Below are 15,036 nucleotides of genomic sequence, written 5' to 3' on the forward strand. Positions count from 1 at the left end.
CTCCATCCTTGCAGACCTCTCTGCAGAGATGGAGCCTTTTGGGTGTTCCTTTACATAGCGCCGATTACCGATATCAGATTGGTAGAGGAGTGGCCAAACCCGACATGCCAGCTTCCCTTTGTTACCGCTACCCCAGGGTGATGCTTTTGAAGGATGGCTGCTCCCGGAATTGCGCATGGGCGAAATCCGGCCTGCCGGAGCCGATCGGTCCAATGCTCTGTCAGCTCATGCCTTTCGCAGCGAAGCTCTTCCGGACTTGCGACAATGTCTTCGATTTCCCGTCCGAAAAATATTTTCAAAGCCCGTTTTTCTTCTATTTGGAGCGGCAAGGAGTCAATGAAGTGAAAGACGACGGAAAAATGGCGCCAGCTATGATAGAAACGGTGTCCGAGATCATTGGTCTGATGGTTGGAATCCGGCTCGCAAAGAACGAAGACAGAGGGCTGTAAGCGCTGGATACGGCGCAGGATTTCATCCTTCATGGAGCGTTGGGCCCCGTTATCGCGGATATGATGAAGCGCGAAGGAAGCATTGACCAGCATGGAGCCCTTTTGTTGCTGCAGCAGATCCCAAGCACTGTCCGGCAGACGCTCGATTTCCATGCAATACGGATGAAAATGAAGGGGAATCCCCAGACATTCTGCTGTCTCCTTCACATTCCTCTCCGCTAGCTGCATGCAATGCTCGCTCGGCTCAATCGCATACAAAGTCAAGGAAGAGGGCAGCTTGCCTTGTTCGGCAAGAAGCTTCAGCAGCAGGACGATCTGGCGTCCGGTGCCGATCCCGATCTCAAGGAACCGGAGCGGCTCTCCCGCCCGCACTTCATGAGCAAGCATCCGGTTCGCTGTCGATGTAACGCACGTCATTAGCGGAAATTGGTCAGCAAGCAGATTGAACAATGCAATTTGTGGAACATCGTACTGCTTCAGATACAAATTCATCTGATCGCTTTTGGCTGTATCCAGCCGTTTCATCAAAGCGGTGGTGAACAGATAGGACAAGAGGTCCTCCTGATTGTCCTCTACATGAAGCCGGTCCGCGAACCGGGAGAGCTCCGCTCTGACGATAGCAGGATCCGCCTCCTGCAAAGACCTGTGCAGCAATGAGGTAAGACAGTCGTAAGCCGATATTTGTTCAAGGTTCATCATAATAGTCACTCCTATCGTTTAGCTTGCCGGGTCATTCGGTTACCCGTTCATAGTAGCTAGCTTACGACATCGCAGGAGCTTGCGATATACTTGCTTTTTTGAGTAAAAACGCGTGAGCCTGCGCAAACTTTATCCTTTTATGGATGAAATATGTATTTCGGACTATTTACGCGGAATCATCGCATCCGATATACTTACTTATAGTTTTGCCCATTTCCAACTTTTACCTTGGGCTAGGAGGATGGCAACAAAGCATGAAGCCAATTGACGTGTTTGTATGCGAGGATGACCCCATGTTCCGGGAGCTGTTCGTCGACTATTTGAGCAGGCAGGAAGACTTGCGGGTTGTCGGCTCGGCGTCCTATAAGCATCAATTGATTTCAGCCATAGATACGATCCCGATGGATGTGCTCGTGCTGGATATCAACCTGAGCGGAACGAATTATGACGGACTGGAGGCTGCCATTGAGATCAAATCCAAGCAGCCGGAGCTCCAAATCATTGTCCTCTCCTCGCTTGACGGCGAGGATGTGATGCTTCATGCCGTATCGTACGGACGCGTAACGAACTATATTACCAAGGAGCATTACCGCGACCTGCCCGAGGCGATCCGGATGGCGCATCTTCGGCAGTCGGGCTTGCACCATTCCTCTGCCGGCAAGCTGCTCAGCCAATTGAGTCACAAGGAAAATGAGGAATTGAAGCGCAAAATTACGCCCAAGCAAATTGAAATTTTGCAGCTGCTGGATCAAGGCTATAGCCGCAAGGAAATCGCTGATAAGCTGTTCTACAATGAGCAATCGATCAACAATGAGCTGTGCAAAATATCTAATGTCGTCAAAGGCAAGTTCCCGTATCTGGAATGGCTTCGGCTGAAAAAACACAACACGATTCATATCCTTGAGCTGGCCAAACAGCTGGGCATTCTCTCTTAAAGTTTGATATAAAGGACCTGATCGGATGTTGTTCATACTTATGTTCGTCACCTTGTGGACGATTAGCTTCGTCATTTGGCGTCATGCCCGCGGTGCCGACTACGCCCGCTTGGTTGCGCTGATGTTTATTGCAGGCGGCTGCGCCAGCTTCTCCGTATCTATACACCATGTCATCCTACCCTTTTTGCGGCAGCATACCGAAGTACCTCTCCCGCTGCTGGAAGCCGGACGTATCCTCGGAACCGCCGCTCTCCATGTGTACTATTATTTTATTTATTACCTTTTTCTTATGGGAGCTCTTATCATCAGCGGGTTGTTTACCAAACGGCTGCTCCTGTGGCTCGGTCTGGCGGCCCTTCTTCCGCCTCTATGGTCCCTTGCTGCACAGACCAGCTATTACCCCATCACCGTGGTGGATGTTCAATCCATCCGCACGTGGTCATTCATTTACATACTTGCCGGCATCTCCTGTTATGTCATCGGCTACATACGGGAGCCTGAACGGCTGCAGAAGCGCAATATTTTGCGTTCCGGCCTCCTGATCAATATCGCACTGGTCCTTGCGTTTGTAACGGACTTTTACAGCGTGGCTGTCGTTACAATCGACGAATCGGATATTCTTTTTGCAAATGGAAACCATTGGGATGCGAACTCGCTGATTGTGCTGTGGATCCTGCTGCTGTTCGTTCTGTTTGCCCTCCGGTATGGCGTTTTCGGTGTTAAGCTGCGGATCGAGCAGCAGAAGCTCGATTACTCGATTCGGGCTCTGACGAAAGGCACCGCTATCCTGAATCATGCACTGAAAAATGAAGTGGTGAAGATCAATTTAATCGGGGAGCATATCCAGTATTTGCTGGAGCACGGAGAAAAGGCTTCCGCTCAGGAAACCGTCTCTCATCTATTCCAAATTACCGATCGCATGACGGCTCTGTTTCGCAAAATCGGCGATCAAACGGAAGAAATCATATTGAAAAAAGAGCCGGTTCGGGTGAACCCGCTGATCGATTCGATCGCCGCCCAGCTGCAGCCGTTGGCGGAGAGCAAGGGGGTTGCCATCCGCTGCTCGTATCAGTGCGATGTGAATCTAATGTGCGATCCTCATCACCTAGCGGAAGTACTCAACAATTTATGTCTTAACGCTATGGAGGCGATAGTCTCGGACAGGGGGAACATTGAGATCTCAACGATGATGAGAGGCGGACGTCTCTCCATTACAGTCAAAGACGACGGTCAGGGGATTCCCAAGGAAATGGTCAGTCATGTATTCACCCCTTTTTTTTCTACCAAAAGCGGTCACGCCGTGCACAGCGGCCTCGGATTAAGCTATTGCTACAATGTGCTGAGAAAGCATGGCGGTTCTATTAAGGTGCTTGCCTCGGACGTGAACAAAGGCACTCTGATCGGCTTGTCTCTTCCATTAAAGGAATAACGGGCGGGGAGCCCTGTTCCAACCTTATACTTTCCTATCTACCCGCAAAAAAGCGGCCGCACCGTTACCGGGCGACCGCCTTATCATTATTTTACGGATTCCGTAGTGACATTGTAGTAACCGTAGAAGCCGTTGCCGCCGGTAACATAGACCGTCGCTTTTGCTTTCGCACTTGTTGTACTCGTGAACTGGATTTGCGTGCCGTTGACGATAACCGCCTGAATATTGGTCGCTCCGACCACCTTAACGGATTGTACGTTGTTTTTCAATGTGGCCGGCAGCTCCTTCACTTGGGTTCTGTACTCGGGATAAATCAAGGACACATCATCGATGTAAGCATACAGAAGATACGGATTTTGCAAAATAATTCCGCCGTCCAACGCTGCTCTGCTGGGCGTTTGCGCACCGGCAGGCATACACAGCATGGCGGAAGCCACCACACCCAATACAGACGCTTTAATCACTTTTTTCACATTGTTCATTTTTGTTACCTCCTAGGATTTTTTTGCCTGATGGCTCAGGCTCGCTTTCACAATTCATATCCTAGCAGGTATGAAGAAGGTCCGATATACTTAAAAATTCGAGTAAAATCGGCCCTATACTCGCTTTTTTGAGTATGGACGCCATAGCGGCTTCCATCCGTACAAGGAGCTCAAACGAACAAAGGGGCTGCTGCCCAGGTCACCTCTTCACCTGGGCAGCAGCCCCTATCCATTATGATTCTATGTGCTCTTGAAACCAGCGCATGATCCGATTCAACCGTTCCACGCGCAGCGACGGTTTGCCGCTTCGAGGCAGCGCATGGTTTGATCCTGGGAAGCGGACGAGCTGCGTCCGTTTGCCCAATCGCTTCAGCGCGACATACAATTGCTCCGCCTGCTCGATCGGACACCGAAGATCGTGTTCTCCGTGCAGTATAAGCAATGGGGTATGGATATGCGCCGCATAAGCGAGAGGCGAATGCTTCCAGAGCTTGTCCGCATCCTCCCAAGGGTTCCCCTCGATCTCCCCTTCGGTATAGGAGATGCCGATATCGCTCATCCCGTAGAACGAAAGCCAATTGGAGATCGAACGGTCCGTAACAGCGGCGCGAAACCGGTCGGTATGGCCGACAATCCAATTGGTCATAAATCCGCCGTAGCTGCCGCCCGTTACCCCCAGCCTGGTTTCATCCACGAAGCCGCAGGTGCCCGCCACATGATCCACTGCATCCATCAGATCGTGATAATCCCTTCCGCCGAAATCACCCCGGCACGCCTTCACGAAGTCTTGTCCGTAGCCGAAGCTGCCGCGCGGATTCAGATAAAGAACGACATAGCCTTGGGAGGCCATCGTCTGGAACTCATGACTGTAGGAGTTGGCGTATAAGGCATGAGGCCCCCCGTGAATGTTGAGAAGCATCGGATACTTCTCCCCCGGCACCATGCCGACCGGCTTCATGAGCCAGCCTTGAACACTCCGGCCGTCCGATGCTTCAAACCAGAACGACTCCGGTACACTTACCTCCAATGATTCCAATAACTCATCATTGCCGCTCGTCAGACGGAGCTCTTCCCCGGTATGCGTATCGATGCGGTACAAATCGCCCGGACGGGCCGGATCCGAGGCCGCTGCAACAAGATAACGTCCATCGGACGTCATAGTAAGCTGATAAAACTCCCTGTCGCCCCTGGTGATCTCCTTATAGGTTCCATCCATCGAAAATCGGCCAATCTGCACATTTCCCCGCAGCGAGCCAAGCAGGTACACGTCTCCGGCGGCAGTGAACCACAGTGCTGTCGAGGCTGCTGCCGCCTTCATATCGCTAAGCGCGAAATTGCCGAGCTGCAGCTCCTGCGGTTCGTTGACACATACCGGCTTCCCGCCGGATGCGGGTACGGTGTAAATACGATTCTGCGTCGCGCTGCCGTAGATCCGGTCATTTCCGATCAGTACGATCGTCTGTCCGTCCGGCGAATAACCGGCTTGACTGATGGACAATGTGGAGTCTGTCAGCTTCTCCAAGCCGCCGCCATCCGACCGGATGCGGTAGATGTCGCTAAAGGTCAGCAGGTCGGGATCCAGCGAAGGGACATCGACCTTCTTGGCCAAGAAAGAAAGCCGGCTCCCGTCCGGCGACCAGAAGGGCAGGGCCACGTCGAAATTTCCGGACGTGACCTGCCTGATTTGACCGCTGGCCAGCTCAAGCACATACAGATGGGAGTACAATCCGTCCCACCAGCCGGAGCCCTCCGCCTTGGGTGTGGTCCGGTCAATCACCTGTCCCCGGTCATGGGCCTTGCCGTTATTTTCTAGAGCGGCTTCGGCCCCGTCGACCGCTCCTTCACTCACCCTTGTCGTGAATGCGATCCGCTTCCCGTCCGGTGACCAAACGAACGACCCGATCCCCCGCTTGACATGGGTCAGCTGCCTTGCCTCCCCGCCGTTCAGCGGGATGAGCCATAGCTGCTTTCCCTGATCCGTCGTCCTCAAGAAAGCGAGCTCCGAACCAGCAGGAGACCAGGCAGGAAGCTCATCCTTATCTCCATAAGTGAACGGTCTGTCCGAGCTTCCGTCTAGTGCCACTAATCGAACATTTGTTCGATATGTGTTTTTTTCTTGATCGATCGTCTTATGAACATAGGCTATAGCACCGGTTTGCGGGCAGACGGACGGGTCGCTGACCCATTGATAGCTGTATAAATCTTCCACAGCTACGTAACGTTTTTGCATGATGGCACCTTCTCATCTCAGGCTGCTTAATGGCCGGACTTCACTTGCTCGGCATCGTTCCGAATGGCCCCATCGGGTCCCGGCAGCAGCGCCTGCTCCAGGTCTGCAATAATATCGGCAGCGTCTTCAAGACCAACGGAAAGCCGAATCAAGCCATCGGTAATGCCGAACTGCTGTCTTTCTTGTTCAGGGATGGAAAAGTGCGTCATCGAAGCAGGATGCTGAACCAGCGTCTCCGGATCCCCGAGACTGAAGGAGATCATCGCCAGCTTCAAGCGATTTATAAACGCTTTCCCCGCTTCCATGCCTCCTTTGATCTCAAAGGAGACGATGCCTCCCATCCCCCTCATTTGCTTCCTCGCTAATTCATGCTGGGGATGAGCCGGGAGTCCAGGATAATAAACCTGCGCAACCCCGGGATGACCTTGCAAATAGGCTGCTACTTTCATGGCATTGTCGCAGTGGGTCCTCATCCGTATCCCTATTGTTTTCAAGCCCCGAAGGATAAGGAACGATTCCCAGGCATTTAAGTTTTGCCCCAGGTCTCCCGCAATCCGTTTCCGGATAAAGTCGATGACTTCCTTCTTGCCGACCACGAATCCGGCCAGCACGTCCCCGTGCCCATTCAAATACTTGGTCGCGCTGTGCACAACCACGTCCGCGCCAAGCTCCAGCGGCTGCTGCAAATACGGCGACATAAACGTATTATCTACGATAAGCGGAAGCCGTCGTTCTTTTGCAATCGAGGACAGCATCGTTAAATCCAGCACCGTAAGCCTCGGATTGGATGGGGTCTCCACATAAATTGCTTTTGTATTTTCTTTTATCGCCGCCCTAACCTGCTCCGCATCCGTGCAGTCGACAAAGTCGAAGGTGATGCCGAAACGCGGAGCCAGCAGCGTAATAAAATTGTACGTCCCGCCATACACGTCCCGTGTTACCAGCACATGATCGCCATGCTGCAAAAATGCCAATAGAGCGGAAGAAATCGCCGCCATGCCGCTGCTAAGTCCGATGCTGTCTTCTCCGTTTTCCAGCTGTGCGATCTTTTGCTCCAATGTACGTGTAGTCGGATTTCCGTACCGGCCGTAATAGGTCCCTTCCTGACAACCGGCAACAACGGCGGCGGCTGTCTCCGCATCCGGAAACGCATAAGCTACTGCCGGAACGATAGATTGGGAGATGGCACCTGTTTTGTCGTCCGGCTTCTGCGCTGCGTGAACCGCAGCCGTGTCAAAGCCCCAGCCCTGCTTCATGTTGTTTTCCCTCCGTTCCCTTAAAACCGCGCATGAGGCTGAGGATGGCATCACTTGCCTGCCTGCTCCCCAATTCCCCAATGTTCACTCAAAAACTGGACAATCCGGTCCACCGATCGTTCCACTAACGCTTTGCCTTTATCGGCCGAAGCTGCCGTCGAGTCTCCGACGGTCCCCCAATCGGTGTTGTCCGACAGCTTGCCGTATTTCATAATTTCCGGGAACGCGTCCTTGCGTTTTCGAGACACATTCATCGTCCTGCCGAGATCGACAAGCTCCGGATACAGGTGCAGCATGACGGACGTTCCGGCTTCCCCCGCATGGGAATGGGCAAGCTCGCCGGAATCCAACAGTCCCTGATCCACCGTTTTAATAAATCTCCAATAATCGATCTGCGCCTTGCGGATGTCTGTCCGTTCCCGGTACGTATACGCGATCTGGTTGATAATCGGAACATTACCGGCATGGGCGTTAATGAAGAGGAAATCTTGAAAGCCCCATTTCACCAAGCTGTCCATCACATCCGTCAGGTACGCTTTAAAGCTTTCCGGACGAATCGTGATCGTCCCCGGAAACTCGTCGAGCATAGAGGAATCCCCGACCTCCAGCACCGGTCCGACGATGCCATTGACACGCTTGGCCACAAGCTCCGAGATTTTGACCGCAACCAAAGCATCCGAGCCAAGCGGCAGATGGGGGCCATATACCTCGCAAGCCCCCGTTGGGATAATGGCCAGGTTGGTCTGCTTCTTTCTCTCCACGAACTCGGCCCAGCTCATTTCCTTGAGAAAGCTGCTGCTCATCGCTCTCCTTCTCCTTGAGCGGCCTTAGTCAACGTCTCGTCCAAGAAGGCCTCGATCTCCTCCCGCGTCTTGCGCAGCTTGCTGACAAACCGCCCTTGCTCCTGGGCGCGCTGGAAAACAATAAAGCTTGGTATACCAAGCACATGATTCTCCTCGCACAGTTCGGGCAGCTCATCGCGGTCCACCTCGATAAAATCCAACCGCTGCGCATAGCTCGCCACAAGATCAGGCATGAAAGGATTGATATAATGGCAGTCCTTGCACCATTCGGTTTTAAACACAACGACCGTAGGCTTGTCGCCGCCAACGGCCTCCCGGTACTCCGCTACGCTCTTTACTTTGTTCATGCTCAGCCACCTCTTCTGTATTGGTCTGTTCATACACCGCAATATTAAAGATCAGTTTCATACAATTCGGGTCTCCGGTGCACATATGAAGGCAGCTTTGACCGCACTTCCTCCAACCGCTTCAGGTCAATCCGGCAAGGAATCAGAGCTTCCGTCTCCGGTCCGTTAACCATCACCACGCCCATCGGATCGACAATCAAGCTTTGGCCTATATAAAAATTGTCGCTTACTTTATCGCAAGCTACCATAAACACCGTGTTTTCGATCGCACGGGTCGTAACAAGATTCGTCCAGTGCATTTCCTTCATCGGGCCGCGTACCCAGCCGGATGGAACAATGATGATATCGGCGCCATGCATCGCCTGGTAGCGGGCGATTTCCGGGAAGCGCAGCTCGTAGCATACGAAGAGCCCGATTTTTCCAAAAGGGGTCTCGATCGGCTTGAACAGCGCATCCCCCGGCTTAATGTTTCTCGATTCATTGTAGCCGAAGGCGTCAAACAGATGCGTTTTACGGTAAACACTGACAGTAGATCCATTTGCATCAACCACTACCGTCGTATTGTACACACGTTCCTCCTGAGGATCCTCCACCGCTTCGCGCATACCGAAAATGAGCCAGACGCCGAATCTTCGGGCCAGCTCCGCCATGCCCTGTACGAAGGGCCCGTCAACCGGCTCCGCATCCTTCAGGGAGATGTCCTTGGGCGTTCCGATCGGAAAATGACTCATGAACACCTCGGGAAATACGATCAATTGCGCTCCGTGAACGGATACGGATTCCTTGACCGCCTCTTCGGCTTTTTTCAAATTCACGTGCTTGTCGTCGGTAGATATCAACTGGGCCATCACTAATTGAAACGACATGGGATCACTTCTCCTCGGTCAAAAAATGGTTTATTCCCCTTGCAGCGGGAAATGACAAGCTACGGCATGCGCGGTCCCTTCAAGCACCGGTGCCTTCTCACGGCATAAAGCTTGCGCATACGGGCAGCGCGGATGAAAGGCACAGCCCTGCGGCGGGTTGGCCGGATTCGGCATTTCCCCGGTCAGCAGAACCCGTTTCTTGCGCAGGGTAGGATCAGGCACCGGGACTGCGGAGAGCAGCGCCTCCGTATACGGATGCCTCGGCTTGGCAAACAACGCGTCCCGCCCTGCCAGCTCTACAATTTTGCCCAAATACATGACCGCGATGCGGTCGCTGATATGCTTAACGGAAGGCAGGCCGTGGGCGATAAATACATAGGTCAGTTGAAATTGAGCCTGCAGCTTTTTCAACAGATTCAAAATTTGCGCCTGGATGGAGACATCCAGCGCGGACACCGGCTCGTCGCATACGATCAGCTTCGGCTTCAGTGCCAGCGCCCTGGCTATGCCGATCCGTTGACGCTGCCCCCCGCTGAATTCATGGGGATGCCGGTCCACATGATGGGCTCCAAGACCGACCGTCTCCAGCAGCTCGATAACGGTACTTCGCAGTTGAGCCCCTCTAGCCAATCCATGTACCTTCAGCGGCTCCGCTACGATGTCGAGAACCCTCATCCTCGGGTTCAGAGAAGCGAACGGATCCTGGAACACAATTTGCAAATCCCGGCGCGTCTGCCGGATGTCCTCAGGCCCCAGCTCATTCATTTTTTTGCCATCAAACCAAATTTCCCCCTCGGTCGGGTCAAGCAGCTGCGTTATCATTTGTCCGGTCGTCGATTTGCCGCAGCCCGATTCGCCCACAATCCCGAGCGTTTCTCCTTTGTTCACAGTAAAGCTGAGTCCGTCCACCGCACGCACATAGTCGATTTTGCTGGAAAATACGCCTCGGCGAAGCGGGTAATATTTTTTCAGTCCCTTTACTTCCAACATCGGCGTTAATGTCTCCCCATCCTGACTCATGATGACACCTCCTTGCTATGCAGGCACCGCACCCAACGGCCGTCCCCTTTTAGCTCCAGCTTCGGCTTGGTCTGGGTACACTGGCTGTCGGCATAAGGACACCGCGGGTGAAAGGCGCAGCCCTTGGGCATATCCAGCAGATTAGGAACCGTACCGGGAATCGAATCCAGCTCTTCCTTTTGTTCATTCATTTTCGGCAAAGAGCCTAACAGCCCAACGGTATAGGGATGACCAGGACGTTGAAATAAATCGTATACGGAAGCCTGCTCGACAATCTCTCCAGCATACATAACGACCACTCGATCCGCCATTTCGGCAACGACGGCCAAATCATGAGTAATGAGAATGACCCCGGTATTCTCTTCCTTGCTTAATGTGGCGATCAGCTCCAGGATTTGCGCCTGAATCGTCACGTCCAACGCGGTAGTCGGCTCATCGGCAATCAGCAGCTTCGGACGGCAGGCGAGAGCCATGGCAATCATCACCCTTTGGCGCATGCCTCCGGACAATTGGTGCGGGAAGCTGTCCGCTACCTTGGCGGCGTTCGGAATGCCTACGCGCTCCAGCATTTCGATGCTCTTTTGCTTGGCCTTCTGCTTATCCAGCCCTTGATGTACCCGAAACATTTCCCCGATTTGATTGCCAATGGTGAACACCGGATTCAGCGAGGTCATCGGCTCCTGAAAAATCATCGATATTTCGTTGCCACGCAGCTTGCGCATCTCTTTGGACGATAATTTCAGGAGATCCCGCCCCTCAAACCGTACCTCCCCGCCAACTACCTTGCCCGGTGGAGCTATAAGCCCCATGATGGAGAGGGAGGTTACGCTTTTCCCGGAGCCGGATTCCCCTACGATGGCCAATGTTTCCCCAGGCTGAACGGAGAAGCTGGTGCCGTTAACGGACGGAATGATGCCTTCTTCGGTTTTAAAGTGGGTTCTTAACTCTCTTACTTCCAGTAAATTCGTTGTCAACATCGATCCCTCGCTTCGTTTCGTTATTCCTTTGCCTTCATACGAGGATCCAGCACATCGCGAAGCCAATCACCCAAGAATATGACACCTAACACGGTAATCGTGATCGCTAATCCGGGAAACGTGGCAACCCACCAGCTTGTGGCCAAATATTGCCTTCCGTCGCTCAGCATGCCTCCCCAGGAGACGTCGGGCGGCTTGATTCCGAGTCCCAGAAAGCTAAGAGAGGCTTCCATAATAATCGTGGTTGCTACGCTCATCGTCGAAATCACGATAAAGGAAGACAGCACGTTCGGAAGAATATGCGTGAAAATGATGCGGCCGTCCTTCGCGCCTACTGCTTTCGCAGCCTTGACAAAATCACGCTCTTTCACACTCAATACTTCCCCACGGACCACCCGGGCGTAGGTAACCCAGTTGGTCACTCCAATGACGAAGATAAGCGTACCGAGTCCCGGCCCTAACACCGCCAGCACGACAAGCATAAATAGAATCGTAGGAATAGCCAAAAACGAATCGGCCACCCTCATAATTACAGCATTCATCCATCTCCCGTAATACCCTGCCAGCAATCCCAGTACGGCGCCGATAGCACCGGATACGAGAACGGCACAAATGCCGACAATCAAGGAGACTCGTGATCCGTATACGATCCGGCTCCAGATGTCCCTGCCCAGATTATCCGTACCGAGCAGATGCTGCGGGTTCCCCTTATCCAGCCACATCGGCGGCAGCAGCCTTTGCGTCGGATTAATTTTGGCCGGGTCCTGCGTAGCCAGGAAGGGTGCACATAAAGCCACTAAACAGACCAGGATCACCAGCACGGCTCCGACCGTTCCCGTTTTGCTTTTGAGCAAAAGCTTGAGCAAGCGTTTCACACGACTTCGCTTCACACCGTCTTCAGGATGATCTCCGGGTAAGCTCTTTGCCTGCGGTTCAACCGACAATGCCATCTATCTCCCTCCTTCCATCTAGCTGTACTTAATGCGGGGATCAAGTATCCGGTAAACCAGATCCGTCACTAGATTGCTGATAATAACAATAATGGCAATGATGAAAACAGCCGCCTGTACGATTGCCATATCGTGGGTGTTCACAGCGGTAACGAGCAGTTGCCCCAGACCTGGCCAGGAAAATACCGTTTCCGTAATCAAGGTCCCGCCGATTAAGCTCGTAAATTGCAAACTCATGATCGTAACTACGGGAATCAATCCGTTGCGAAATGCATGCTTGAAGATGACGACGCGTTCGAGAAGACCTTTGCTTCTCGCGGTTCGGATATATTCCTGATTTAAAATTTCCAGCATGCTCGATCGGATCAGCCTGGTCATCTGCGCCATAACGGCAGTGCCCAGTGTAATGGCCGGCAGCACCAGATGCTCTATTCCCCCTCTTCCCGAGACGGGGAAAACGCCCAACATGACGGAAAACAGGAGAATGAGCATAATGCCGGTCCAAAAATTGGGCATCGCTTTACCGAGAACGGAAATACCGGAAATGAACAAATCCAGGAAAGTATTGCGCTTCACAGCTGAAATAATGCCAAGCGGTACGGCCAGCAGGGTTGCCACCACCATCGCAGCAACGGCAAGCTCAAAGCTCGCCGGGAGCCTTTCGAGCACAAGCGGCAGCGCAGATTGTCCGTAATGAAAGGATCTGCCGAAATCACCATGCAGCACATTGTTCAGAAACACCAAAAACTGAATATATAAAGGCTTATCGAGCCCCATTGCATTGGATAAAACAGCCCGGTCCTCCTCCGTCGCCGTTTCCGGAAGCATTAATGCGACAGGATCGCCGGTGACATGGACAAGAATGAAGACGATCGTGGAGATCAAAAACAACACGGGGATCATCTGCAGAAGCGATTTGACAATATACTTTCCCAAGAACTTCCCCCCTCCTTCAATAAGGTAGTAAAAAGGGGAAACGTACCGTTTCCCGCCTTTTCACGATAACCGATTAGGACTTCGCCGGAGCAATCTCCTCGGCAAAGTACATCTCATCCAATCTTGGCTTGTAGTCCACCTTCGGACCGATCCCGTAGTTGCCTTTTAGCTGGTACAAATAAATGGTCGGACGATCGACAGCAAAAATTTGCTGCACTTTTTGATACTGCTTCTCCCTGTCCTCCGGGTTCATATTTTTATCAGCCGCTTGAAGCAGCTGCTCCACCTCAGGATTGTTATAATCCGTTTCTCCTTTGGCGTTTTCGAATTTGAACCGGTTGTAGTTGTTCGAAGCATCAAACAAGGAGTTGCCCACGCCTAGCAGGAACAATTCGTTAAATTTCTTGGAATTAAGCTTTTCGCTGAACTTGCTCGCCTCCAAAATGTCGAGGTTCACTTGGAAGCCTACCTCGGTAAGCATCGCCGCAGCTACTTCCGCAATTTCTTTGTACTGCACCTGTGCAGAGAAAGTAACCTTCGGCCCGCCGTTCGCGTAGCCCGCCTCTTTCAGCAGCGCTTTGGCTTTCTCTTTATCGTACAAGAACTGATTGTACAGGCTTGGATCCGCCCCGAAGTTGCCTGGGGTTACAGATGTTCGCGTAGGAATGCCGGCTCCGCCCGCAATGCTGTCCACGATTTCCTTGTCGTTGATGGCCAAATCGACCGCCTCCCGAACCTTCGGATCCGCAGTAACCGAGCCTGGTGTTGTCCGCATAATCAGGTGCAGTACTCTTTGAATCGTAGCCTGCTCCACCTTCATATTGTTCACACCCTGAATTCGTTTCATATCCGTCGTAGGCACGCCTGAAGCAATATCGATCCCATTGGTCAGCAGCTCCGAAACCCTTGTGGAGGCTTCAGGAATGACGCGGAAGGCAACCTTGTCCCATTTCGGCGTGCCGCCAAAATAATCGGCGTTCTTTACCAGCTCCACGCGGTTGTCCTTCTGCCATTGAGCGAACTTGTAAGGTCCCGTACCGACTGGCTCCTTCATGAAGGCGTCTATTCCCTTCTCTTGAATATATTTGGAAGGAAGAATATCTGCGCCCATGCGGGACAACCGGTTAAGAATCAATGGATCCGGTCCGTTAGTTACGAATTCTACGGTAAAATCATCGATGATATTGATTTCCTTCAAATTTTTGTAATACGTATTTTGCTTCAGCTTGGCATCCTTGGACAAACGCTCGAACGTAAACTTCACGTCCGCTGCCGTAAAAGGATCTCCGTTGTGAAACTTGACGCCTTGACGAAGCTTGAAGCGCCACGTCGTATCGTTTACTTTTTCCCAGGAAGTGGCTAAGCCGGGTACTTTTTTCTGGGAGCTGTCATTTTTCAAAAGATAATCGAACATATTGACCAGTACGGCTTCGCTCTGCGTATTGTTGTTGTTCTGCGGGTCAAAGCTCTCGATATCCGTAGCATTCGCGATCGTTAAGACTTTCTCACTGCCGCTATCCGCAGCTTTGGACGGCTGACCCGCCGCATCCTGCTTGCCTGCTCCACCGCTGCAGCCTGCTATCACCAGCATGGAAGCCAGAACAACGGTTAACCCTTTTGCATACCAACTTTTCAAAATAAAACAACCTCCCTTAAT

Annotated in this window: 14 protein-coding genes; 2 read left to right on the forward strand and 12 right to left on the reverse strand. The window is 52.5% G+C overall.

Going from position 1 to position 15,036, the window contains the following annotated elements; translation table 11 throughout:
* Nucleotides 1-50: 50 nt before the first annotated feature.
* The gene (locus CF651_RS15580; RefSeq protein WP_094015788.1) at nucleotides 51-1,148 is read right to left on the reverse strand and encodes a GRAS family protein; all 1,098 of its coding nucleotides are present in this window, start codon (nucleotides 1,146-1,148) and stop codon (nucleotides 51-53) included.
* 254 nt (nucleotides 1,149-1,402) lie between these two features.
* Between CF651_RS15580 and CF651_RS15585 the strand changes: the two genes are divergently transcribed.
* A complete protein-coding gene (locus tag CF651_RS15585) occupies nucleotides 1,403-2,083 on the forward strand; it encodes a response regulator transcription factor (protein WP_094015789.1) in 681 nt (226 codons plus the stop codon).
* 25 nt (nucleotides 2,084-2,108) lie between these two features.
* Complete coding sequence (locus CF651_RS15590) at nucleotides 2,109-3,512, forward strand: sensor histidine kinase (RefSeq protein WP_094015790.1); 1,404 nt, start codon at nucleotides 2,109-2,111, stop codon at nucleotides 3,510-3,512.
* Nucleotides 3,513-3,598: 86 nt separating this feature from the next.
* Here the strand turns inward: CF651_RS15590 and CF651_RS15595 are convergent, their stop codons facing one another.
* From CF651_RS15595 to CF651_RS15645, 11 genes are all read right to left on the reverse strand, one after another.
* Nucleotides 3,599-3,994, reverse strand: a complete 396-nt coding sequence (locus CF651_RS15595) for a hypothetical protein (RefSeq protein ID WP_094015791.1) — start codon at nucleotides 3,992-3,994, stop codon at nucleotides 3,599-3,601.
* Between the two features lie 232 nt (nucleotides 3,995-4,226).
* Nucleotides 4,227-6,224, reverse strand: a complete 1,998-nt coding sequence (locus CF651_RS15600) for a S9 family peptidase (RefSeq protein ID WP_094015792.1) — start codon at nucleotides 6,222-6,224, stop codon at nucleotides 4,227-4,229.
* Nucleotides 6,225-6,250: 26 nt separating this feature from the next.
* Entirely contained in the window at nucleotides 6,251-7,480 is a 1,230-nt protein-coding gene (locus tag CF651_RS15605) for a trans-sulfuration enzyme family protein (RefSeq protein ID WP_094015793.1), read from the reverse strand.
* 50 nt (nucleotides 7,481-7,530) lie between these two features.
* Entirely contained in the window at nucleotides 7,531-8,283 is a 753-nt protein-coding gene (locus CF651_RS15610) for a creatininase family protein (protein WP_094015794.1), read from the reverse strand.
* Nucleotides 8,280-8,663 (reverse strand): thioredoxin family protein, encoded by a 384-nt coding sequence (locus CF651_RS15615; protein ID WP_094015822.1) that lies wholly within the window; start codon nucleotides 8,661-8,663, stop codon nucleotides 8,280-8,282. Before CF651_RS15615 ends, CF651_RS15610 begins: the two co-directional genes overlap by 4 nt.
* Nucleotides 8,664-8,674: 11 nt before the next feature.
* On the reverse strand, nucleotides 8,675-9,496 hold the full coding sequence (locus CF651_RS15620) for a carbon-nitrogen hydrolase family protein (protein WP_094015795.1): 822 nt from the start codon (nucleotides 9,494-9,496) through the stop codon (nucleotides 8,675-8,677).
* Nucleotides 9,497-9,526: 30 nt separating this feature from the next.
* Complete coding sequence (locus CF651_RS15625; protein WP_094015796.1) at nucleotides 9,527-10,516, reverse strand: ABC transporter ATP-binding protein; 990 nt, start codon at nucleotides 10,514-10,516, stop codon at nucleotides 9,527-9,529.
* Nucleotides 10,513-11,490 (reverse strand): ABC transporter ATP-binding protein, encoded by a 978-nt coding sequence (locus CF651_RS15630; RefSeq protein WP_094015823.1) that lies wholly within the window; start codon nucleotides 11,488-11,490, stop codon nucleotides 10,513-10,515. The genes CF651_RS15625 and CF651_RS15630 overlap by 4 nt, the downstream gene beginning before the upstream one ends.
* A 23-nt stretch (nucleotides 11,491-11,513) precedes the next feature.
* Entirely contained in the window at nucleotides 11,514-12,443 is a 930-nt protein-coding gene (locus tag CF651_RS15635) for an ABC transporter permease (protein ID WP_094015797.1), read from the reverse strand.
* A gap of 18 nt (nucleotides 12,444-12,461) precedes the next feature.
* Entirely contained in the window at nucleotides 12,462-13,379 is a 918-nt protein-coding gene (locus CF651_RS15640) for an ABC transporter permease (protein WP_094015798.1), read from the reverse strand.
* Nucleotides 13,380-13,452: 73 nt separating this feature from the next.
* Entirely contained in the window at nucleotides 13,453-14,970 is a 1,518-nt protein-coding gene (locus CF651_RS15645; protein WP_094015824.1) for an ABC transporter substrate-binding protein, read from the reverse strand.
* Between the last annotated feature and the right edge of the window lie 66 nt (nucleotides 14,971-15,036).

It is taken from the genome of Paenibacillus rigui, assembly GCF_002234615.1.
Classification (GTDB): Bacteria; Bacillota; Bacilli; order Paenibacillales; family NBRC-103111; genus Paenibacillus_S; species Paenibacillus_S rigui.

Bases quoted from the DNA above. Each gene is read 5' to 3' on its own strand.
- CF651_RS15635 (WP_094015797.1), bottom strand. From the start codon at position 12,443: ATGGCATTGTCGGTTGAACCGCAGGCAAAGAGCTTACCCGGAGATCAT.
- CF651_RS15605 (WP_094015793.1), bottom strand. From the start codon at position 7,480: ATGAAGCAGGGCTGGGGCTTTGACACGGCTGCGGTTCACGCAGCGCAG.
- CF651_RS15610 (WP_094015794.1), bottom strand. From the start codon at position 8,283: ATGAGCAGCAGCTTTCTCAAGGAAATGAGCTGGGCCGAGTTCGTGGAG.
- CF651_RS15580 (WP_094015788.1), bottom strand. From the start codon at position 1,148: ATGATGAACCTTGAACAAATATCGGCTTACGACTGTCTTACCTCATTG.
- CF651_RS15615 (WP_094015822.1), bottom strand. From the start codon at position 8,663: ATGAACAGACCAATACAGAAGAGGTGGCTGAGCATGAACAAAGTAAAG.
- CF651_RS15590 (WP_094015790.1), top strand. From the start codon at position 2,109: ATGTTGTTCATACTTATGTTCGTCACCTTGTGGACGATTAGCTTCGTC.
- CF651_RS15595 (WP_094015791.1), bottom strand. From the start codon at position 3,994: ATGAACAATGTGAAAAAAGTGATTAAAGCGTCTGTATTGGGTGTGGTG.
- CF651_RS15620 (WP_094015795.1), bottom strand. From the start codon at position 9,496: ATGTCGTTTCAATTAGTGATGGCCCAGTTGATATCTACCGACGACAAG.
- CF651_RS15600 (WP_094015792.1), bottom strand. From the start codon at position 6,224: ATGCAAAAACGTTACGTAGCTGTGGAAGATTTATACAGCTATCAATGG.
- CF651_RS15585 (WP_094015789.1), top strand. From the start codon at position 1,403: ATGAAGCCAATTGACGTGTTTGTATGCGAGGATGACCCCATGTTCCGG.
- CF651_RS15645 (WP_094015824.1), bottom strand. From the start codon at position 14,970: ATGCTGGTGATAGCAGGCTGCAGCGGTGGAGCAGGCAAGCAGGATGCG.
- CF651_RS15625 (WP_094015796.1), bottom strand. From the start codon at position 10,516: ATGAGTCAGGATGGGGAGACATTAACGCCGATGTTGGAAGTAAAGGGA.